This is a genomic window from Aquamicrobium sp., from assembly GCF_023954335.1.
Lineage (GTDB): Bacteria > Pseudomonadota > Alphaproteobacteria > Rhizobiales > Rhizobiaceae > Aerobium.
In genome coordinates, this window is the sequence record NZ_JAMLIE010000001.1 from 1,407,460 (window position 1) to 1,426,740 (window position 19,281).

Below are 19,281 nucleotides of genomic sequence, written 5' to 3' on the forward strand. Positions count from 1 at the left end.
CAACCTTAAAAATTTGAACGCCGGCCTCCGGAACGGAAAAACCGGCGTCCGGACTGTCTCCTACCGGTCGGCGCGCGTCACCACGGTGCCGAGCAAAAGGTCGTGAACGGTGCGCTTGCGCTCCAGGAACAGCGTGGCGAGGAGGATCAGCGGCGTCAGGAGCACGTTGCCGGCCCAGAACAGCACCGTATGGACGATGGCGAGCAGCCCGTCGATGCGCTGGCCGTCGAGGCGCTCCAGCCGGATGTCCATCATCCGCATGCCGACGGTCGCCTGGTTGGGCCCGCCCATCGTGTTCCAGACATAGGTGAGCGCCACCGCCGGGAACAGCACCGAGAACAGCGCCCAGCCGAGGCCGAGCGTGACGATGCCGAACACGAAGACGAGGATGGCGAAGGGGATCATCATCAGCGCCACCAAGAGATAGTCGATGACGAAGGCCATCATCCGGCGCGTCAGCACGCCCTCGTAGACCCTGATGTCGTCGAGGCGGGTGGGGATGATCTCGCCGTCGAGGATGCGCGTCGTGGTCATGTCTTCCTGTCTCCCGGGCAACAAGCGCCCTTACGCGACAGGAGATGGTGTTTTTCGCGCGGTTTTCAATATTTCGTGCTCGTCAGCCCTTGAGGATCTCGGCGACGCGCGGCGCGAAATAGGTGAGGATTCCGTCGCAGCCGGCGCGCTTGAACGCCATCAGGCTTTCCAGCATCGCCGCCTCGCCGTCGATCCAGCCATTGGCGCTCGCCGCCTCGATCATCGCGTATTCGCCGGACACCTGATAGGCGAAGGTCGGCACGGCGAACTCGTCGCGGGCGCGGCGGATGATGTCGAGATAGGGCAGGCCGGGCTTGACCATGATCATGTCCGCGCCCTCGTCGAGGTCCTGCTCGATCTCGCGCATCGCCTCGTCGGTGTTGGCGTGGTCGAGATAGTAGGTCTTCTTGTCGCCCTTCAGGAGCCCCTTGGTGCCGATCGCCTCGCGATAGGGGCCGTAGAAGGCCGAGGCGAACTTGGTCGCGTAGGACATGATCGCCACGTCCTGGAAGCCGGCCGCGTCGAGCGCGTCGCGGATCGCGCCGATGCGCCCGTCCATCATGTCGGAGGGGGCGATGATGTCCGCCCCGGCCGCCGCCTGCAGCACCGCACCCCCCGCGACGGTCGCGACCGTCTCGTCGTTGACGATGACGCCGTCTCTCAGGATGCCGTCATGGCCGTGGTCGGTGAACGGGTCGAGCGCGGCGTCGGTGATGACGCCGATTTCCGGCACCGCCGCCTTGATCGCGCGCGTGCCGCGGTTGATGAGGTTGTCGGGGTTGAGGATTTCCGCGCCGGTGCGGTTGCGCAGCGCCATGTCGACGTTCGGGAAGGTGGCGAGCGCCGGGATGCCGAGCCCGGCCGCGCGCTCCGCTTCCCGGATCGCGAGGTCGACGGAAAGCCGGAACACGCCCGGCATGGCCGGGATCTCCTCGCGCCGGTTCTCGCCCTCGGTCAGGAAGATCGGCCAGATCAGGTCGTCGACGGTGAGGTGGTTCTCCCGCACCAGCCGGCGCGACCAGTCGGCCTTGCGCATGCGCCGCAGCCGGCGCGAGGCGGTGATCTCGTCGACGCTGCGCGGCGGGGCAGGGGGGGTGGGAGCAGGGCTGTGTCGGTTCATGGCGTCTCTCCGGTCGGCGGCTTCTATCACGGCCGGGGCGAAGGCTCCACCCCGTCGCGGCAGGCGCGAACGCGGCGGCTCGCCGCAAGGCCGCGCTTGCCCCCGCCTTTGCCCTTGTGCATGGTTGCGTCAGGTGAATCGGCCCCCGGGAGCGCTCCTTTTACATGCACCGCACAGGCGACAGCGTGGTCCTTCACGCCACGACACTCGATCTCGGCTGGGAATGGTTCCATCGCGCCGTCGCCGCGTTCGGCCTTCTGTGCGGGTTGTTCTACTGGACGCGGCTGATCGGCATCAACGACGGCCCCGAGTGGCGCTTCGACCTGATGCCGGTCCACTGGCAGGTCGCCTCCGTCTCGCTGGCGGTGCTGTTCCCGTTCGCGGCGAGCGGGCTGTGGATGATCTCGTCCTGGGGCGCGGTGATCTGGTTCCTGTGCGCCTCGATCGAGATCGCCATGTATGCCGGCTTCCCGGAATTGTACGGCGCGCGCCCGGTCCTCGTCGCCCTGCATGTCGCCATCGCGCTCGCCTATTGCGCGTTCCGCGTCGCCTTCTTCCTGCGCCGGCGCCGGCAGGCCGATTAACCCATTTTTCAGCGTGATGTCAGGTGGGGCTTCAGTAAGCCCTTGTTAAGCCTGCGGTTTAAGTCGAATTTTATAGGCATTCGATAGGGTCAGGCCAAGGTGAGAGAAAACAAGATCACCGGGCGTTAAACGAGAGGCAAGACCCATGACGACTTCGCGACAGGCGGCGAAGCCCGCTATCAGCATCGACGACGATCGCAAGGATGCGATCCGTTCCCTTTACCTCGAATCGCTCCAGCTCGTCGAGCGGCTGCATCGCCGCCTGCTCGACGTCATCAAGGACGAGTTCGACCGTGCCGGGCGTTCCGACATCAACGCGATCCAGGCGCTGCTGCTGTTCAACATCGGCTCGGCCGAGCTGACGGCGGGCGAATTGCGCTCCCGCGGCTACTATCTCGGCTCGAACGTGTCCTACAATCTGAAGAAGCTGGTCGATCTCGGCTTCATCAACCACCAGCGCTCGCGCGTCGACCGCCGCTCGGTCCGCGTCAGCCTGACCCCGAAGGGCCAGGACGTGGCTGACGTGGTCGGCAAGCTCTACGACCGCCACATCGGCTCCATCGAGCAGGTCGGCGGCATCAGTTCGGACGAGTTCCAGCAGATGAACCGCGCGCTCCAGCGCCTCGACCGCTTCTGGAACGACACCATCGCCTACCGCATGTAGCCCTCGACGGGCGCGTTCGGGCGGCCTGAACCCGGGACAGCCGCAGGGGGCGAGACCCTCCTGCGGCCGCTCCGCGTCGGGCCTTCACGCCATTGTGCCGTGCATCGGCCACGATCCTGCCATATTGAGATGTGACCGCAGAACCGTCATCTTCCGCAAGGGAGGGGGACGGCCATGCGCGTTGGGCGAATATTAACGTTAAGCCCGTCATAACGTGGATGAAGGAAGCGCGGCCGCGGCCGGCGCTGCGGACGAAAACAGGAAATCGGGACACGGTATGAAGACTTCTCGTCGCATCTTCCTCTCCGGCGCGGGCGCGCTCGCCGCCACCGCCCTGTCGCGGACGGTCCATGCGCAGAACGCGATCGACGATATCCTGTCCTCGACGCAGCGCGGAAGCTGGGACGACCAGTTCGACGCGCGCGCCTCCGCCCAGGCGGGCAGGGTGGTCTCGACCTCGCCGATCTTCAGCCCCGAGACGGTGACGCATATCGAGCGCACGCTCGGCCAGTATTCCGACATCGTCGCGCGCGGCGGCTGGCCGATGGTGCCCGCCACCAAGGCGCTCCGGCTCGGCGTGTCCGACCGCGACGTCGAGGTGCTGCGCACGCGGCTGATGATCTCGGGCGACCTTTCCGAGCGCGCCGGCATCTCGCCGTCCTTCGACACCTATGTCGACGCCGCGCTCAAGCGCTTCCAGACCCGCCACGGCATCCCGTCCGACGGCGTCGCCGGCAAGTACACCTATGCGGCGATGAACGTTTCCGCCCCGGTGCGCCTCGGCCAGCTCGAGACCAACCTCGTGCGCCTGCGCTCGATGTCGGGCTTCCTCGGCGAGCGCTACGTCATGGTCAACATCCCCGCCGCCCAGATCGAGGCGGTGGAGGGCGGCCGCGTCGTCTCGCGCCACACCGCCGTCGTCGGCAAGATCGACCGCCAGACGCCGATCCTGAATTCCAAGATCCACGAGATCAACATCAACCCCTACTGGAACGCGCCCGAATCCATCGTGCGCCGCGACATCATCCCGCTGATGCGCAAGAACCCGAACTACCTCGCCGAGAACAACATCCGCATCTTCGGCCCGAACGGCGAGGTCGACCCGATGAGCATCGACTGGTCGACCGAGGAAGCCGCCAAGCTGCGCTTCCGGCAGGATCCCGGCCGCATCAACGCGATGGCGACGATCAAGATCAACTTCCACAATCCGCATGCGGTCTACATGCACGACACGCCGCAGCAGAGCCTATTCAACAATTTGATGCGCTTCGATTCGTCGGGCTGCGTGCGCGTCCAGAACGTGCGCGACCTCGTCACCTGGATCCTCAGGGAAACGCCGGGCTGGGACCGCCGCCAGATCGAGCAGACCATCCAGACGGATTCGGACGTCAAGATCCCGGTCGCCAACCCGGTGCCGGTCTATTTCACCTACATCTCCGCCTGGGCCACCGGCGACGGCGTCGCCCATTTCCGCGACGACATCTACGGCCGCGACGGGGTGGACGAGCTCCAGCTCTCGACGCTCTAGAGTACGCGAGACGCCGCATCGGAAAGGCCGCCGCCAGGGCGGCCTTTTCTTTTGCGCGGCCGCGCGAGGGGCATGCCTCGAGAAGGGGATGAAATTTCCCGCCCGGGCGTGGAATGGCGGGGGGAAGTGTGGTATGCGGCCGGCATCCTCACCTCCCATGCCCACCGAAGGACCGATGCCATGGACACCCGCGTAACGGCCGCCGTCCCCGCTTTCTTTTCCCAGCCTCTCGAGGAGCGCGATCCCGAGATTTTCGGCGCCGTCCGTAAGGAGCTCGGCCGCCAGCGCGACGAGATCGAGCTGATCGCCTCGGAGAACATCGTCAGCCGCGCCGTGCTGGAGGCGCAAGGCACGGTCCTGACCAACAAATATGCCGAAGGCTATCCCGGCAAGCGCTACTATGGCGGCTGCCAGTATGTCGACATCGTCGAGGAACTGGCGATCGAGCGCGCCAAGGCGCTGTTCGGCGCCGCCTTCGCAAATGTCCAGCCCAATTCCGGCAGCCAGATGAACCAGGCCGTGTTCCTCGCTTTGCTCCAGCCGGGCGACACCTTCATGGGCCTCGACCTGAATTCCGGCGGCCATCTGACCCACGGCTCGCCCGTCAACATGAGCGGCAAGTGGTTCAACGTCGTCTCCTACGGCGTGCGCCGCGACGACCACCTGCTCGACATGGACGAGATCGAGAAGAAGGCTCACGAGGTCAAGCCGAAGCTCATCCTCGCCGGCGGCACCGCCTATTCGCGCGTCTGGGACTGGAAGCGTTTTCGCGACATAGCGGATTCGGTCGGCGCGTATCTGATGGTCGACATGGCCCACATCGCCGGCCTCGTCGCCGGCGGCGTCCACCCCTCGCCGGTGCCGCACGCCCATGTCGTCACCACGACGACGCACAAGTCGCTGCGCGGCCCGCGCGGCGGCATGATCCTGACCAATGACGAGGACATCGCCAAGAAGATCAACTCGGCGGTGTTCCCCGGCCTTCAGGGCGGCCCGCTGATGCACGTCATCGCCGCCAAGGCGGTGGCACTCGGCGAGGCGTTGCAGCCCGAGTTCCGCACCTATGCCGCCAACGTCGTCGAGAACGCGCGTACCCTTGCGGCCAGCCTTCGCGAGACCGGCCTCGACATCGTCTCCGGCGGCACCGACAACCATCTGATGCTGGTCGACCTCAGGCCCAAGAACGCCACCGGCAAGCGCGCCGAGGCGGCGCTCGGCCGCGCCCACATCACCTGCAACAAGAACGGCATCCCCTTCGACCCGGAAAAGCCGTTCGTCACCTCGGGCGTGCGCCTCGGCAGCCCGGCCGGCACCACGCGCGGCTTCGGCACGGCCGAGTTCGCCGAGATCGGCAGGCTGATCTCGGAAGTGCTCGACGGACTGAAGGCGGCCAACTCCGACGAGGGCAACGCGGCCGTCGAGGCAGCGGTGCGGGACAAGGTCGCCGCGCTGTGCGGCCGTTTCCCGCTCTACCCCTATCTCGGCTGATGGGGTAAGCATCCCGGCGAGGATTCATTCGCCGGAGGGGTAACATGCGCTGTCCGTTCTGTCAGTCCGAAGACACGCAGGTCAAGGATTCCCGCCCCGCCGAAGACGGGGCGGCGATCCGCCGCCGCCGCGTCTGCCCGGATTGCGGCGGCCGCTTCACCACCTTCGAGCGGGTGCAGCTGCGTGACCTCGTCGTCGTCAAGCGTTCCGGCCGCAAGGTGCCGTTCTCCCGCGACAAGCTGCTGCGCTCGATGGAGATCGCCACGCGCAAGCGCAACGTCGATCCCGACCGCATCGAACGCGCCGCGACCGGCATCGCCCGCCAGCTCGAAAGTTCGGGCGAGACCGAGGTGATGGCCGACGAGATCGGCCGCCTCGTCATGGAGGCCTTGAAGGCGATAGACGACGTCGCCTATGTGCGCTTCGCCTCGGTCTACCGCAATTTCCGCGAGGCCAAGGATTTCCACGAGGTGCTCGGCGAGTTGCGGAGCGACCAGGACGAGGACTAGGCCCATGGCGCAAGGCGAGCGCGGCGCGAACGGGGCGGACGTCGAAGCGGTTTCGGAGGCGGATCGCCGCTTCATGGCCGCGGCCATCCGCCTGTCGCGGCGCAATCTGGGCCTGACAGCCACCAACCCTTCGGTCGGCACGCTCATCGTCAGGGACGGCGCCGTCGTCGGCCGCGGCGTCACCGCGATCGGCGGCCGCCCGCATGCCGAGCCGCAGGCGCTGGCCGAGGCCGGCGATCTGGCGAGGGGCGCGACGGCCTATGTCACGCTCGAGCCCTGCGCCCATCACGGCCGCACCCCGCCCTGCGCCGACGCGCTGGCGGTCGCCGGCGTGACGCGGGTCGTCGGCGCGGCGAGCGATCCGGATCCGCGCGTCTCCGGCAAGGGCTACGCCATCCTGCGTGCCGCCGGCATCGAGGTTATCGAGGGGGTGCTGGCCGCCGAGGCGGGCGATCTTCTGGCCGGATACTTGACCCGCGCGCGCCTCAAGCGCCCGGAGGTGACGCTGAAGCTCGCCGTCTCCGCCGACGGCATGATCGGCCGGCGCGGCGAGGGCCAGGTGACGATCACCGGCGCGGTCGCGCGCCGGCAGGTGCATGCGATGCGCGCCGAATCGGGCGCCATCCTCGTCGGCATCGGCACGGCGCTCGCCGACGATCCCGAGCTGACCTGCCGCCTGCCGGGCTTGGAGGCCCGCTCGCCCGCCCGCATCGTGCTCGACGCTGCTCTGCGCCTGCCGCCGTCCTCGAAGCTCGCGGCCGGCGCGCGGTCGACGCCGCTGCTCATCGCCTCGTCGGTCGAGGCCGACCCGGCGCGCCGCGCCGCGCTCGCCACGCTCGGCGCCGGCTTCCTCTCGGCCGAGCTGCACGAGGGCCGCATCGCCCTGCCGGAGCTGCTGGAGGACCTCGCCGCGCAGGGCTTCATGTCGCTGATGGTCGAGGGCGGGGCCGAAACCGCACGCCATTTCCTCGACGAGGGGCTGGTCGACCGCATCGCGCTGTTCACCGGGCCGGCCGCGATCGGCGCGGGCGGCATCGCCGCGCCGGTGACGGCGCACCACCTGCCGGCCGGCTTCCGGCCCGTGCGGCATGCGCGCTTCGGCGACGATCTTTACAACGAATATGCGAGGGAAGACTGATGTTCACCGGCATCGTCACCGACATCGGAACCGTGGCGCAGGTGACGCCGCTGGCCGAGGGCGTGCGCCTGCGCATCGACACGGCCTACGACCCCGCCGGCATCGCCATCGGCGCGTCCATCGCCTGCGCGGGCGTGTGCCTTACCGTCGTCGCCCTGCCGGACGCCGCCTCCAACGCGCGCTGGTTCGAGGTCGAGGCGTGGGGGGAGGCGCTGCGCCTGACCACCGCCGCCGGCTGGAAGCCGGGAACCCGGATCAACCTCGAACGTGCGCTGAAGATCGGCGACGAGCTCGGCGGCCACATCGTCTCCGGCCATGTCGACGGCCGCGCGACCATCCTCGAGCGCCGCGACGAGGGCGACGCCGTGCGCTTCACCCTCGAGGCGCCGCGCGCGCTCGCCCGCTTCATCGCGCCCAAGGGCTCGGTGGCGCTCGACGGCACCTCGCTGACCGTCAACGGCGTCGACGGCGCGCGCTTCGACGTGCTCCTGATCCACCATTCGCTGACCGTGACGACATGGGGCGAGCGCCAGGCAGGCGACGCGGTCAACATCGAGATCGACACCATGGCGCGCTACGCCGCGCGGCTCGCCGAGTTCGGCGGCTAGCCAGTTAAGCAATGCATATTGCGCAAGGCCGCCATCGCCAACGAAGCGCTTGCTAAGGTGCCGGCTTCGGCCTAAGTCACCGGGCGATTTCCGGAGAAGACCATGACCAGCACCGTTCCGCCCCGCCTCCTCATCATCGAGGCGCGTTTCTACGACGATCTGTCCGACGCTCTGCTCCAGGGCGCGAAGGCCGCGCTCGACGAGGCGGGCGCGCTCTACGACGTCGTCACCGTGCCGGGCGCGCTGGAGATTCCGGCCGTGGTGTCGTTCGCGCTGGACGCGGCCGAGGGGGACGGCACCGACTATGACGGCTTCGTCGCGCTGGGTTGCGTCATTCGCGGCGAGACCTATCATTTCGACATCGTCGCCAACGAATCCTGCCGGGCGCTGGTGGACCTCGCCGTCGAGGAATCGCTCGCCATCGGCAACGGCATCCTCACCGTCGAGAACGAGGAACAGGCCTGGGCGCGCGCCCGGCGCAACGAGGGCGACAAGGGCGGGTTCGCCGCGCGCGCCGCGCTGACCATGATCGCCCTGCGCGACCGGCTCGGAGCCTGACCTTGGCCGCCAAACCGCTTCCGCCGAAACCCGCGGGTCCGCGACAGGCCAACAAGCGCGGCGCCGCGCGCCTCGCCGCCGTGCAGGCGCTCTACCAGATGGACGTGGCCGGCTCGGGCATCCTCGAGATCACCGCCGAATACGAGCAGTTCCGCCTCGGCAAGGAAGTCGACGGCGCGCAGTATCGCGAGGCGGACGCGCAGTGGTTCCGCGCCATCCTCGCCGGCGTGGTCGAGGACCAGAAGACCGTCGACCCGGTCATCCGCCAGGCGCTGACCGAGGACTGGCCGCTCTCGCGGCTCGATTCGACGCTGCGCGCCATCCTGCGCGCCGGCGTCTACGAGCTGATGCGCCGCCAGGACGTGCCGGTGCCGGTCATCGTCTCGGAATATGTCGACATCGCCAAGGCGTTCTACGAGGAAGACGAGCCCAAGCTCGTCAACGCCGTGCTCGACCGCGTCGCGCGCCGGGTGCGCGGCGAGGGCCGGGGCAAGGAACCGGGCGAGTGAACGCCGCGGCGGGCGACGGCGAGGCACGGCGCGCGACTCTGATCCTCGCTGCCTCGCAGGCCATCGTCGGCTCGGCCGCGCCCATCGCCTTCGCCCTCGGCGCGCTGTCCGGCCACTATCTCCTCGCCGAGGACAAGGCGCTCGCCACGCTTCCCGTCACCGGCTTCACCGTCGGCGTCGCGCTTGGCGCGATTCCCGCCGCGACGCTGATCAAGCGCGCCGGCTACCGCCTCGGCTTCCAGTCCGGCACCGCCGTCACCGCGCTCGGCGGTCTCCTCACCATGCTGGGGCTGCTCGGCTTCTCGTTCTGGCTGTTCTCGTTCGGCATGCTGGTCCTCGGGCTCGGCGGGGCCTTCATCCAGCAGGTGCGCTTCGCGGCCGCCGACTACGCGCCGCCTGCCCTCAAGGCGCGGGCGATCTCGCTGGTCCTGGCCGGCGGCGTCGTCACCGCGATCCTCGGGCCGCAGATCGTCATCCTGACCCGCGACCTCTTCGCCCCGGTGATGTTCGCCGGCGCCTTCGCCTCGATCATCGGCCTTGCCGTGGTCGGCGCGGCGATCCTCCTGTTCCTGCCGCGGCGCAAGGGGAGCGGCGGCACCGTCACCGGCCTCGACCAGCCGGCGCGGCCGCTCGGCGAGATCATGCGCCAGCCGCGCTTCGTCGTCGGGCTCACCTGCGGCGTCGGCACCTACGCGCTGATGAGCTTCGTCATGACCGGCGCGCCGCTCGCCATGGTCGGCTGCGGCTTCTCGCCCGACGAGGCGACGCTCGGCATCTCCTGGCACGTCATGGCGATGTTCGCGCCCTCCTTCGTCACCGGCCGGCTGATCGCCCGCTTCGGCGCGGAGGCCGTCGTCGCCCTCGGCCTCGCGCTTCTGGTCGGCTGCGGGCTGGTCGCGCTCTCCGGCATCCAGCTCTGGCAGTTCTGGTCGGCGCTCGTCCTGCTCGGCATGGGCTGGAACTTCGGCTTCATCGGCACCACGGCGATGATCGCCGGCACCTATCGCCCGTCCGAGCAGGGCAAGGTGCTCGGCGTCCACGACTTCATCCTGTTCGGCACGGTGTCGCTCGCCTCGTTCCTGTCGGGCGTCGTCTACGACAAATGGGGCTGGGAGGCGCTGAACTGGGTAACGTTCCCGGTCGTCCTGATGTGCGTCGCCGGGCTCGTCTTCCTGCGGCTGATTTCGCGCCGCACCGCCTCAATATCAGGCATTTAGCGCCGCCGGCGGGCAAACCTGGGCGATTTCCGGGCAAAAGATCAACGAAACCTTGACGTTTCCCGGACCGTTCCGCATAAGCCGCAGCGAAAAGGCAGAGTCCGTCCGGACTCCACCCTCTCAACCCCGGCCCGCGGAGGGGTTCTTGCGGGCCCGCAATCGAGGAATCCCGTGAAATGACCATGCTTTATGTCGTCATTCTCTGCGGCGTCCTGTCGGTCGTCTACGCCATGTGGGCGACGCAGTCGGTCCTGGCTGCCGACCAGGGCAATGCGCGCATGCAGGAAATCGCCGGCGCCATCCGTGAGGGCGCGCAGGCCTACCTTACCCGCCAGTACACCACCATCGCCATCGTCGGCGCCGTGGTGTTCGTGCTCGCCTGGTGGCTGTTGTCCGCCACCGCGGCCATCGGCTTCCTGATTGGCGCGGTGCTCTCGGGCGCTGCCGGCTTCATCGGCATGCACGTCTCGGTCCGCGCCAATGTGCGCACCGCGCAGGCCGCCTCGAACAGCCTCGCCGCCGGCCTCGACATCGCCTTCAAGTCGGGCGCCATCACCGGCCTGCTGGTCGCCGGCCTCGCGCTGCTCGGCGTCGCGGTCTATTACTGGATCCTCATCGGCCCGCTGGGCTATGCCCCGTCCGACCGCACCGTCATCGACGCGCTCGTCGCGCTCGGCTTCGGCGCGTCGCTGATCTCGATCTTCGCCCGTCTCGGCGGCGGCATCTTCACCAAGGGCGCCGACGTCGGCGGCGATCTCGTCGGCAAGGTCGAAGCCGGCATTCCCGAGGACGACCCCCGCAACCCGGCCACCATCGCCGACAATGTCGGCGACAATGTCGGCGACTGCGCCGGCATGGCCGCGGACCTGTTCGAGACCTATGCGGTGACGGTCGTCGCCACCATGGTCCTCGGCGCGATCTTCTTCGCCGGCACGGACGTGCTCTCCTCCGTCATGATCTATCCGCTGGCCATCTGCGCCCTGTGCATCGTGACCTCGATCGTCGGCACCTTCTTCGTCAAGCTCGGCGCCAACGGCTCGATCATGGGCGCGCTCTACAAGGGCCTGATCGTCACCGGCATCCTCACCGTCGGCGGCGTCGCCATCGCCAACCAGTTCACCATCGGCTGGGGCGAGATCGGCGTGGTCGCCGGCCAGACGATCACCGGCACGGCGCTGTTCGTGTGCGGCCTGATCGGCCTCATCGTCACCGGCCTCATCGTGGTCATCACCGAGTACTACACCGGCACCAACAAGCGCCCGGTCAACTCGATCGCCCAGGCTTCCGTCACCGGCCACGGCACCAACGTCATCCAGGGCCTCGCCGTCTCGCTCGAGTCGACCGCCCTGCCGGCCATCGTCATCGTCGGCGGCATCCTGGCGACGTTCCAGCTCGCCGGCCTGTTCGGCACCGCGATCGCCGTGACCACCATGCTCGGCCTCGCCGGCATGATCGTCGCGCTCGACGCCTTCGGCCCCGTCACCGACAATGCCGGCGGCATCGCCGAGATGTCGGGCCTGCCGCCCGAGGTTCGCCAGTCGACCGACGCGCTCGACGCCGTCGGCAACACCACCAAGGCCGTCACCAAGGGCTACGCCATCGGTTCGGCCGGCCTCGGCGCGCTGGTCCTGTTCGCCGCCTACTCCTACGATCTGGAGTATTTCGCGGCCAACAGCGCTCAGTACCCGTACTTCGCGGATGTCGGCGAGATCTCGTTCTCGCTCGCCAATCCCTACGTCGTCGCGGGCCTGATCTTCGGCGGCCTGATCCCCTACCTCTTCGGCGGCATCGCCATGACGGCCGTCGGCCGTGCAGCGGGCTCGATCGTCGAGGAGGTGCGTCGTCAGTTCCGCGAGGATCCGGGCATCATGGCCGGCACCTCGAAGCCGAACTACGCCCGCGCCGTCGACCTGCTGACCAAGGCCGCGATCCGCGAGATGATCATCCCCTCGCTGCTGCCGGTCCTTGCCCCGCTCGTCGTCTATTTCGGCGTGCTGTTGATCTCGGGCTCCAAGGCCTCGGCCTTCGCCGCGCTCGGCGCCTCGCTGCTCGGTGTGATCGTCAACGGCCTGTTCGTCGCCATCTCGATGACCTCGGGCGGCGGCGCGTGGGACAACGCCAAGAAGTCGTTCGAGGACGGCTTCGTCGACAAGGACGGCGTCAAGCACCTCAAGGGCTCGGAAGCGCACAAGGCCTCCGTCACCGGCGACACGGTCGGCGATCCCTACAAGGACACGGCCGGCCCGGCGGTGAACCCGGCGATCAAGATCACCAACATCGTCGCGCTTCTCCTGCTCGCCGTCCTGGCGCACTGAGGCGACCCGCGCGGGGAGGGCCACCGGCCTTCCTCACCGGACCGGATCGAAAGGCCGCGGAGATATTCTCCGCGGCTTTTTTCTTGTCCCTTTCTCTTCCGTAGGGGCGGATGAAAAAAGGCGGCCCGACGGGCCGCCTTTCGATTTTCAGGATGCAAGAAAAAGGGGCTTACCGGCTCATGGCCCCCGCCGCGTTGGGCGCGCCGCCGCTCATCATGCCGGTGATCAGGCCACCGAGGAACGAGGTCTCCTTGCCGGCGGTTGGCGTGGTGCGCGAGACGAAGTCGAACAGCTTGCCGTCCTGCATGCCGTATTGAGCGATGTTGGCGACGCGGCCGTCCGCGCCGAAATAGACCGCGAGCACACGCTGGTCGGTCAGGCGCGGGTTCATGAAGGCGACAGGGCGGGTGCGCGTCTGCGAGATGTAGTAGAAGGCCTCGGTGTCGAAGGTCGCGGTGGTCGACGGGGTGCCGAGCGAAAGCAGGACCTGCTCGCGGCTGGAGCCGACCGGGACGAGGTCGAGCGTCTCCTGATCGACCACGAAGCCGTGCGAGAGCGTCTCGCTCGGCTTCAGCGCCTCGGTGCTGTTGCAGCCGGCCAGCATCAGGGCGACGCCCGCCAGCGCCGCCATGGCACGAACCGGACGGGTGACGCCTGTTGTGAAATTATGCGAATGCACCGGCAACTCCATCTTCTCCCCGTCAGGCCGGCGGCTTGCACCGGGCGGCAAAAGCGGTAAACCAGCTTGCGCGGCGATGCAACCGCGCCGCGGATCGAAACCAGCCGTTCGGAAGGCAAGCCCCATGTTCAAGTCGATCCTGAGCTTCGGCAAGCGGTCCAACCAGCCGGTTGTCGATGCTCTCTATGAGGCAATCGTGGCATCCGCGCGGCAGCCGCATTTCTATTCGCAATGGGGCGTGCCCGATACGCCGCTCGGCCGCTTCGAGATGCTGTCGCTGCACATGTTCCTGTTTCTCGAACGCGCCCGCGCCAGCGGCACGGTCCTCGGCGCCTTGGCGCAGGAGGTGACGGACGAGTTCTTCAAGGACATCGACCATTCCCTGCGCGAGCTCGGCATCAACGACGTCAGCATGCCGAAGCGGATGAAGAAGCTGGCACGCATGTTCTACGGCCGGGCCGAGGCCTACCGCGCGGCGCTGGCGGAAGGCGACGCAGCCGCGCTGGCGGCCGCCCTTGCGCGCAACATCCGCCCCGACGAGCCCGGCTGGGCCGATGCGCCGCTGCTGGCCGCCTATGTCGGGCACGCCTCGGCCGCGCTGGCGGATCAGGACGATGCGGCGCTGCTGGCCGGCCGCATCGCCTTCGCCGACGCCGCCGGCGTGGAGGCGAAGCCATGACGACCCCGGACGCCGGCCCTGCCGCGAAGGCAAGCGCGATCTCCTATCCCGTCCATGTCGCGCGCCTGCCGAAGAACGGCATGGAGGTCATGATCGAGGCCGACGAGGCGCAGCGCGCCGCCCTTGCCGCCGCGCACGGCCTGCTCGGCGTCGGAAGGCTCGTCGCGCTCCTCCACGTCACGGGCTGGAAGCAGGGCGGGGTGCGCGTGACGGGCACCGTCGAGGCCGACATCGTCCAGGCATGCATCGTCACCCTAGATCCCGTCGACGCCCGGATCGACGAGCAGGTGGCGGCGACGTTCCTGCCGGAAGGCTCGCGCCTTGCCGTGCCGGTCTATTCCGCCGAGGGCGAGATCCTGCTCGACGCCGAGGGCGAGGACGCGCCCGAGCTGTTTTCCGGCGATACGGTCGATGTCGGGCAACTGGCCGAGGAATTCTTCGCGCTGGGGATCGACCCCTATCCGCGCAAGCCCGGAGCCGTTCTTCCCGGCGGCGGCGAAGGCGGGGAAAAGCGCGGGCCGCTTCACGACAAGCTGGCGGAACTGAAAAAGAAGCTCTGAAATCGAACAACCTCTGAAATCGATGGGCCAGCATGTGAAACCGGTTGTGCAGCCTCCGAAAACCGCTATTTTCGCCCCGTTCCGTCCCTCTCCCCGGTTGGTTTACCCCCCGAACCGGGGACCAGAAGAAATGACTGCCTCTTGATACGCATCGCCATCGACGCAATGGGTGGAGACCACGGACCGGAGATCACCATCGCCGGCCTCGACATGGTCGCCGAGCGCCGCCCCGACGTGCGTTTCGTCGTCTTCGGCCGCGAGGAGCGCGTGCGCCCCGTGCTGGAAAAATTCCCGCGCGTCGCCGGCGCCTCGCAGTTCGTCCATTGCGACGTCGCCGTGCGCATGGACGACAAGCCGAGCCAGGCCCTGCGCCAGGGGCGCTGGAAATCGTCGATGTGGAAGGCGATCGAGGCGGTCAAGTCCGGCGATGCCGATGTCTGCGTCTCGGCCGGCAACACCGGCGCGCTGATGGCGATGTCGAAATTCTGCCTGCGCACCACGGCCTCCATCGAGCGGCCGGCCATCGCCGCCATCTGGCCGACGGTGCGCGGTGAGAGCATCGTGCTCGACGTCGGCGCGACCATCGGCGCCGACGCCCACCAGCTGATCGACTTCGCCATTCTCGGCTCGGCCATGGCACGCGCCATCTTCGGCATCGAGCGCCCCTCGGTCGGGCTGCTCAATGTCGGCGTCGAGGAGATCAAGGGCCAGGAAGAGGTCAAGGAGGCCGGCCGGCTGCTGCGCGAGGCGGAGCTGAAGTCGATGGACTATCGCGGCTTCGTCGAGGGCGACGACATCGGCCGCGGCTCGGTCGACGTCGTGGTCACGGAAGGCTTCGCCGGCAACATCGCGCTGAAGACCGCCGAAGGCACGGCGAGGCAGATCGGCGAATATCTGCGCGCCGCGATGAGCAGTAGCCTGATGACACGCCTCGGCTACGTGCTGGCGCGCGACGCGTTCAACACCCTGCGCGAGAAGATGGACGTGCGCCGGGCCAATGGTGGCGTCTTCCTCGGCCTGAACGGCATCGTCGTCAAGAGCCATGGCGGCGCGGACCCGGAAGGCTTCGCCGCCGCCGTCGAGCTGGGCTACGACATGGCCCGCAGTCGCCTGATGGACGGCATCCGCAAGGAGCTCGACGCGTTCCACGGCGGCAGGCCCGGCAAGCGCGTCGCGAACGGCGACGACGCGGCCGAGGAAGAGCGGGGTCAGGCGTGACGATGATACGTTCAATCGTGCGCGGTGTGGGCACCGCCCTGCCGCGCCGCATCATGAAGAATGCGGAGTTCGAAACCCTCGTCGACACCACCGACGAGTGGATCGTCCAGCGCACCGGCATCCGCCAGCGCCACGTCGCGGCCGAGGACGAGACGACCGCCTCGCTGGGTGAGGCGGCGGCGCGCGCGGCGCTGGCGAATGCCGGGCTGACGCCGGCCGATATCGACATGATCGTGCTGGCGACCTCGACGCCCAACAACACCTTTCCCGCCACCGCCGTCGAGATCCAGGAACGGCTGGGCATGCGCCACGGCTTCGCCTTCGACATGCAGGCCGTGTGCTCGGGCTTCGTCTATGCGGTGACGGCGGCGGATTCGCATATCAGGTCCGGCCTCGCGCGGCGCGTGCTGGTCATCGGCGCCGAGACCTTCTCGCGCATCCTCGACTGGAGCGACCGCACGACTTGCGTCCTGTTCGGCGACGGGGCGGGCGCGATGATCCTCGAGGGCGTCGAGAGCCCCGGCCTGCTGACCGACAGGGGCATCCTCGCCGCCAGCCTGCGCTCCGACGGCAGCCACCGCGACAAGCTATATGTCGACGGCGGCCCGTCGACGACGCAGACCGTCGGCCACCTGCGCATGGAAGGCCGCGAGGTGTTCAAGCACGCGGTCGGCATGATCACCGACGTGGTCGAGGACGCGCTGGCGCGGGGCGGGATCACGGCGCAGGACCTCGACTGGTTCGTGCCGCATCAGGCCAACAAGCGCATCATCGACGCCTCGGCGAGGAAGCTCGGCATCCCCGAGGAGAAGGTCGTCGTCACCGTCCATCTGCACGGCAACACCTCCGCCGCCTCGGTGCCGCTGGCGCTCGGCGCGGCCGTCGCCGACGGCCGCATCAGGCAGGGCGACCTCGTGCTGCTCGAGGCGATGGGCGGCGGCTTTACCTGGGGCGCGGTCCTGCTGCGCTGGTAAGGTTGGGTCAACCACGCGCCGAACTCTTCGCCCGCGGCGGTACAGGTTCTTGACCTGACGCGGGCAATTTCTTAACGTCGCGAAATAGTGTTGATTTTTTAGATAGTTCGAGATGGCTGGACCGCTCAATGGGGGGAAAGACACTAACGCGCGCTGATCTGGCAGAAGCCGTCTATCGCAAGGTCGGCCTGTCGCGCACCGAGTCGGCCCAGCTCGTCGAGATGGTTCTCGATGAAATCTGCGAGGCTATCGTCCGCGGCGAGACCGTGAAGCTGTCGTCCTTCGCCACCTTTCAGGTCCGCGACAAGAACGAGCGGGTCGGCCGCAATCCCAAGACCGGCGAGGAAGTGCCCATCCTTCCGCGCCGCGTCATGACGTTCAAGGCGTCGAACGTCCTCAAGCAGCGCATCCTGCGCTCGCATCAGGCGATCAAGTCCAAGGTCAAGAAGTAGGCAGCCGCCGGACGACCCGGCGACGACGACGGCGCGGCCTCCCGCCACGCCGGCAAAATTGCGCGCCAAACGTGCAGGCGACTTGAAAGCGCCCGTTTGTGACGTTCTTATGCTGGGGCGATTCCACCGGGCGCGCGAAGCGGCTCCGGGTAGGAAATCGTGCAGGAACAAGGGGTTGGAGCGCGGGCAGCGCTTTCGCCGATTCGAAGCGCGAGGATGCAGGAGCCAATGGACAAAAGCCCGGACGCCTTTCGCACCATCAGCGAGGTCGCCGAACAGCTCGACCTGCCGCAGCACGTGCTGCGCTTCTGGGAGACGCGCTTCGCCCAGATCAAGCCGCTGAAGCGCGGCGGCGGCCGACGCTACTATCGCCCGCAGGATGTCGACCTGATCAAGGGCATCCGCCACATGCTCTACGACCAGGGCTACACCATCAAGGGCGTGCAGAAGCTGCTGCGCGACAACGGGGTGCAGTTCCTCGTCGCCATCGGCGCCGGCGACCTCGCGGCCGTCGAGGCCATCGCCCAGCGCCGCCAGGCCGAGCTGGAGGCCGAGGAGGCGCTGGACCACGCGCCCGCCGCCGCCCCGCCGCGCGGCGGCGACGACGAGATGCTGGTCGGCCAGCCGCGCGTGCGGCCGGGCCGGCGGTTCTTCAATCTCGGCAAGCCGGAGGAGGCCGGCCCGGTGCAGCCCGGCGAAGGCCGCCTCTCGCGCGACAACCGGGCGCTGCTTCAGGAAGCCCTGTTCGATCTTCTGGAATGCAAGCGCCTGCTCGACCAGGTGCGCTGACGGCAGGAGGCGGAGCGCGGCCGGCCTGTGGTGCGCTCCGGGCAGTCGCGCGGCTCCATTGCCTGAAATCGGCAAGGTGGATCGCTCCGTTGGCTCGGAGCGGGCGCCGGGTGCATACCTCGCCGCCGCTTTCCTTAGGCTTGCGGCTTGGCAGAACGCCGCCGTGGGGCGAATATGGCGGTGCCGGAAGCCGTTCCGCGATGGCGCCGAGGAGGGCGCTGCGCGGGCCGCGGGTTCCCGGCCTGTCGACATACGGGAGGAAGAAGCATGCGCTTGAAACGTGTTCGCAGGGCAGGGGCCGCGCTGGCCTTCGCTGCCTCGATGGCTGCCGGCGGTGTCGCCTATGCGGAGTGCCCGGCGGACGAGGCCGTCGCCCGCCTCGCCGCCGACATCCTCGCGGCGAAGCCCACCCCGCCGCCGGCCGTCGCCTCGACCGAGGACGCGCTGTGCGCGCAGGGCAAGCTGGTGCCGCTGCTGGCCAAGGACTGGGGCGCGCCCGCCGGCTACAAGGCTGGGCTGACCAGCGAGCCGGCGCAGAAGGCGTTCGGCGCCAGCTCCCCCGTGCGCGGCGTCCTTTATGCCGACATGATGCTGGAGGACGGGGCGAGCATTCCGGCCAACTGGGGCGCGCTGCCGCGCTTCGAGGCCGACATGATCGTCGTGGTGGCCGACGCCGCCATCAACGCGGCGACGACACCGCAGGAGGTGCTCGCCAGCCTCTCCGCCGTGCATCCGTTCATCGAGCTGCCTGACCTCGTCGTCGACGATCCCAAGGCGCTCAATGCCGACATCATCACCGCCATCAATGTCGGCGCGCGCAAGGGCGTTCTCGGCGCGGCGATCCCGGCCGACCAGAGCGAGGCGTTCCTGGCGTCGCTGGCGGCGATGCAGGTCGTCGTCACCGATGGCGACGGGCAGGAGCTGGCGCGCGCGCCGGGCGCGGCCATCCTCGGCCATCCGCTCAACGCCGTGCTGTGGCTGCGCGACAGCGGCGTCGAATTCAAGGCCGGCGATCTCGTCAGCCTCGGCTCCTTCGGTCCGCTGCTGCCGCCCAAGCCCGGCCTGAAGGCGACCGTCACCTATGAAGGCCTCGCCGACAGCCCGACGGTCAGCGTCGGCTTCGAATAGCCGAAGAGGGGGCGGTCTCCCGTCGCGATC

The 19,281-nt window shown here is 68.4% G+C and carries 21 protein-coding genes; 18 read left to right on the forward strand and 3 right to left on the reverse strand.

What is annotated here, in order from left to right; genetic code table 11:
• Window positions 1–60: 60 nt before the first annotated feature.
• Together M9945_RS06900 and hemB are read right to left on the reverse strand one after the other, a co-directional pair.
• Window positions 61–534 (reverse strand): RDD family protein, encoded by a 474-nt coding sequence (locus M9945_RS06900; RefSeq protein ID WP_367943943.1) that lies wholly within the window; start codon window positions 532–534, stop codon window positions 61–63.
• An 82-nt stretch (window positions 535–616) separates the two neighbouring features.
• On the reverse strand, window positions 617–1,654 hold the full coding sequence (gene hemB, locus M9945_RS06905) for a porphobilinogen synthase (protein WP_367943944.1): 1,038 nt from the start codon (window positions 1,652–1,654) through the stop codon (window positions 617–619).
• A 164-nt stretch (window positions 1,655–1,818) separates the two neighbouring features.
• Here hemB and M9945_RS06910 point away from each other — a divergent pair, with 164 nt between their 5' ends.
• From M9945_RS06910 to M9945_RS06960, 11 genes are all read left to right on the forward strand, one after another.
• The gene (locus M9945_RS06910) at window positions 1,819–2,238 is read left to right on the forward strand and encodes a DUF6163 family protein (RefSeq protein WP_367930163.1); all 420 of its coding nucleotides are present in this window, start codon (window positions 1,819–1,821) and stop codon (window positions 2,236–2,238) included.
• A gap of 145 nt (window positions 2,239–2,383) precedes the next feature.
• The gene (locus tag M9945_RS06915; RefSeq protein ID WP_367930162.1) at window positions 2,384–2,902 is read left to right on the forward strand and encodes a winged helix DNA-binding protein; all 519 of its coding nucleotides are present in this window, start codon (window positions 2,384–2,386) and stop codon (window positions 2,900–2,902) included.
• A gap of 277 nt (window positions 2,903–3,179) precedes the next feature.
• Window positions 3,180–4,430 (forward strand): murein L,D-transpeptidase, encoded by a 1,251-nt coding sequence (locus M9945_RS06920; RefSeq protein WP_367943945.1) that lies wholly within the window; start codon window positions 3,180–3,182, stop codon window positions 4,428–4,430.
• A gap of 180 nt (window positions 4,431–4,610) precedes the next feature.
• Entirely contained in the window at window positions 4,611–5,918 is a 1,308-nt protein-coding gene (gene glyA, locus M9945_RS06925; protein WP_367943946.1) for a serine hydroxymethyltransferase, read from the forward strand.
• Window positions 5,919–5,962: 44 nt separating this feature from the next.
• A complete protein-coding gene (nrdR, locus tag M9945_RS06930; protein ID WP_367931696.1) occupies window positions 5,963–6,427 on the forward strand; it encodes a transcriptional regulator NrdR in 465 nt (154 codons plus the stop codon).
• A 4-nt stretch (window positions 6,428–6,431) separates the two neighbouring features.
• On the forward strand, window positions 6,432–7,565 hold the full coding sequence (ribD, locus tag M9945_RS06935; RefSeq protein WP_367943947.1) for a bifunctional diaminohydroxyphosphoribosylaminopyrimidine deaminase/5-amino-6-(5-phosphoribosylamino)uracil reductase RibD: 1,134 nt from the start codon (window positions 6,432–6,434) through the stop codon (window positions 7,563–7,565).
• On the forward strand, window positions 7,565–8,173 hold the full coding sequence (locus M9945_RS06940) for a riboflavin synthase (protein ID WP_367943948.1): 609 nt from the start codon (window positions 7,565–7,567) through the stop codon (window positions 8,171–8,173). Before ribD ends, M9945_RS06940 begins: the two co-directional genes overlap by 1 nt.
• A gap of 102 nt (window positions 8,174–8,275) precedes the next feature.
• Window positions 8,276–8,731, forward strand: a complete 456-nt coding sequence (gene ribH / locus M9945_RS06945) for a 6,7-dimethyl-8-ribityllumazine synthase (protein ID WP_367943949.1) — start codon at window positions 8,276–8,278, stop codon at window positions 8,729–8,731.
• Window positions 8,732–8,733: 2 nt separating this feature from the next.
• Window positions 8,734–9,240: a transcription antitermination factor NusB gene (gene nusB / locus M9945_RS06950; RefSeq protein WP_367943950.1), complete on the forward strand. Its 507-nt coding sequence runs from the start codon at window positions 8,734–8,736 to the stop codon at window positions 9,238–9,240.
• The gene (locus M9945_RS06955) at window positions 9,237–10,457 is read left to right on the forward strand and encodes an MFS transporter (protein ID WP_367943951.1); all 1,221 of its coding nucleotides are present in this window, start codon (window positions 9,237–9,239) and stop codon (window positions 10,455–10,457) included. Before nusB ends, M9945_RS06955 begins: the two co-directional genes overlap by 4 nt.
• A 176-nt stretch (window positions 10,458–10,633) precedes the next feature.
• A complete protein-coding gene (locus tag M9945_RS06960) occupies window positions 10,634–12,772 on the forward strand; it encodes a sodium-translocating pyrophosphatase (protein WP_367943952.1) in 2,139 nt (712 codons plus the stop codon).
• Between the two features lie 169 nt (window positions 12,773–12,941).
• Here the strand turns inward: M9945_RS06960 and M9945_RS06965 are convergent, their stop codons facing one another.
• Complete coding sequence (locus M9945_RS06965) at window positions 12,942–13,403, reverse strand: outer membrane protein assembly factor BamE (RefSeq protein ID WP_367944786.1); 462 nt, start codon at window positions 13,401–13,403, stop codon at window positions 12,942–12,944.
• Between the two features lie 172 nt (window positions 13,404–13,575).
• On the opposite strand from M9945_RS06965, the gene M9945_RS06970 reads away from it, so the two are divergent.
• The 7 genes from M9945_RS06970 to M9945_RS07000 all read left to right on the forward strand — a co-directional run bounded on the left by M9945_RS06970 (window position 13,576) and on the right by M9945_RS07000 (window position 19,251).
• Window positions 13,576–14,130 carry a ubiquinol-cytochrome C chaperone family protein gene (locus M9945_RS06970; RefSeq protein ID WP_367943953.1) on the forward strand — a complete coding sequence of 185 codons (555 nt, stop codon included), beginning with the start codon at window positions 13,576–13,578 and terminating at the stop codon, window positions 14,128–14,130.
• Window positions 14,127–14,690 carry a DUF177 domain-containing protein gene (locus M9945_RS06975; RefSeq protein WP_367943954.1) on the forward strand — a complete coding sequence of 188 codons (564 nt, stop codon included), beginning with the start codon at window positions 14,127–14,129 and terminating at the stop codon, window positions 14,688–14,690. Before M9945_RS06970 ends, M9945_RS06975 begins: the two co-directional genes overlap by 4 nt.
• Before the next feature lie 141 nt (window positions 14,691–14,831).
• A complete protein-coding gene (gene plsX / locus M9945_RS06980) occupies window positions 14,832–15,908 on the forward strand; it encodes a phosphate acyltransferase PlsX (RefSeq protein ID WP_367931687.1) in 1,077 nt (358 codons plus the stop codon).
• Window positions 15,909–15,910: 2 nt separating this feature from the next.
• Window positions 15,911–16,882 (forward strand): beta-ketoacyl-ACP synthase III, encoded by a 972-nt coding sequence (locus tag M9945_RS06985; protein WP_367943955.1) that lies wholly within the window; start codon window positions 15,911–15,913, stop codon window positions 16,880–16,882.
• Window positions 16,883–17,010: 128 nt separating this feature from the next.
• Window positions 17,011–17,334: an integration host factor subunit alpha gene (locus M9945_RS06990; protein ID WP_367928253.1), complete on the forward strand. Its 324-nt coding sequence runs from the start codon at window positions 17,011–17,013 to the stop codon at window positions 17,332–17,334.
• Window positions 17,335–17,562: 228 nt separating this feature from the next.
• A complete protein-coding gene (locus tag M9945_RS06995) occupies window positions 17,563–18,123 on the forward strand; it encodes a MerR family transcriptional regulator (protein ID WP_367928252.1) in 561 nt (186 codons plus the stop codon).
• A 267-nt stretch (window positions 18,124–18,390) separates the two neighbouring features.
• A complete protein-coding gene (locus M9945_RS07000; protein WP_367928251.1) occupies window positions 18,391–19,251 on the forward strand; it encodes a 2-keto-4-pentenoate hydratase in 861 nt (286 codons plus the stop codon).
• Window positions 19,252–19,281: the final 30 nt, after the last annotated feature.

Excerpts from the sequence above, each read along its gene's own strand:
- M9945_RS06900 (WP_367943943.1), bottom strand. The coding sequence starts at position 534 with ATGACCACGACGCGCATCCTCGACGGCGAGATCATCCCCACCCGCCTC.
- M9945_RS06995 (WP_367928252.1), top strand. The coding sequence starts at position 17,563 with ATGGACAAAAGCCCGGACGCCTTTCGCACCATCAGCGAGGTCGCCGAA.
- M9945_RS06915 (WP_367930162.1), top strand. The coding sequence starts at position 2,384 with ATGACGACTTCGCGACAGGCGGCGAAGCCCGCTATCAGCATCGACGAC.
- M9945_RS06970 (WP_367943953.1), top strand. The coding sequence starts at position 13,576 with ATGTTCAAGTCGATCCTGAGCTTCGGCAAGCGGTCCAACCAGCCGGTT.
- ribH (WP_367943949.1), top strand. The coding sequence starts at position 8,276 with ATGACCAGCACCGTTCCGCCCCGCCTCCTCATCATCGAGGCGCGTTTC.
- M9945_RS06920 (WP_367943945.1), top strand. The coding sequence starts at position 3,180 with ATGAAGACTTCTCGTCGCATCTTCCTCTCCGGCGCGGGCGCGCTCGCC.
- ribD (WP_367943947.1), top strand. The coding sequence starts at position 6,432 with ATGGCGCAAGGCGAGCGCGGCGCGAACGGGGCGGACGTCGAAGCGGTT.
- M9945_RS06990 (WP_367928253.1), top strand. The coding sequence starts at position 17,011 with ATGGGGGGAAAGACACTAACGCGCGCTGATCTGGCAGAAGCCGTCTAT.
- M9945_RS07000 (WP_367928251.1), top strand. The coding sequence starts at position 18,391 with ATGCGCTTGAAACGTGTTCGCAGGGCAGGGGCCGCGCTGGCCTTCGCT.
- nrdR (WP_367931696.1), top strand. The coding sequence starts at position 5,963 with ATGCGCTGTCCGTTCTGTCAGTCCGAAGACACGCAGGTCAAGGATTCC.
- M9945_RS06940 (WP_367943948.1), top strand. The coding sequence starts at position 7,565 with ATGTTCACCGGCATCGTCACCGACATCGGAACCGTGGCGCAGGTGACG.
- M9945_RS06965 (WP_367944786.1), bottom strand. The coding sequence starts at position 13,403 with ATGGCGGCGCTGGCGGGCGTCGCCCTGATGCTGGCCGGCTGCAACAGC.
- M9945_RS06975 (WP_367943954.1), top strand. The coding sequence starts at position 14,127 with ATGACGACCCCGGACGCCGGCCCTGCCGCGAAGGCAAGCGCGATCTCC.
- glyA (WP_367943946.1), top strand. The coding sequence starts at position 4,611 with ATGGACACCCGCGTAACGGCCGCCGTCCCCGCTTTCTTTTCCCAGCCT.
- hemB (WP_367943944.1), bottom strand. The coding sequence starts at position 1,654 with ATGAACCGACACAGCCCTGCTCCCACCCCCCCTGCCCCGCCGCGCAGC.
- M9945_RS06910 (WP_367930163.1), top strand. The coding sequence starts at position 1,819 with ATGCACCGCACAGGCGACAGCGTGGTCCTTCACGCCACGACACTCGAT.
- M9945_RS06960 (WP_367943952.1), top strand. The coding sequence starts at position 10,634 with ATGACCATGCTTTATGTCGTCATTCTCTGCGGCGTCCTGTCGGTCGTC.
- M9945_RS06985 (WP_367943955.1), top strand. The coding sequence starts at position 15,911 with ATGATACGTTCAATCGTGCGCGGTGTGGGCACCGCCCTGCCGCGCCGC.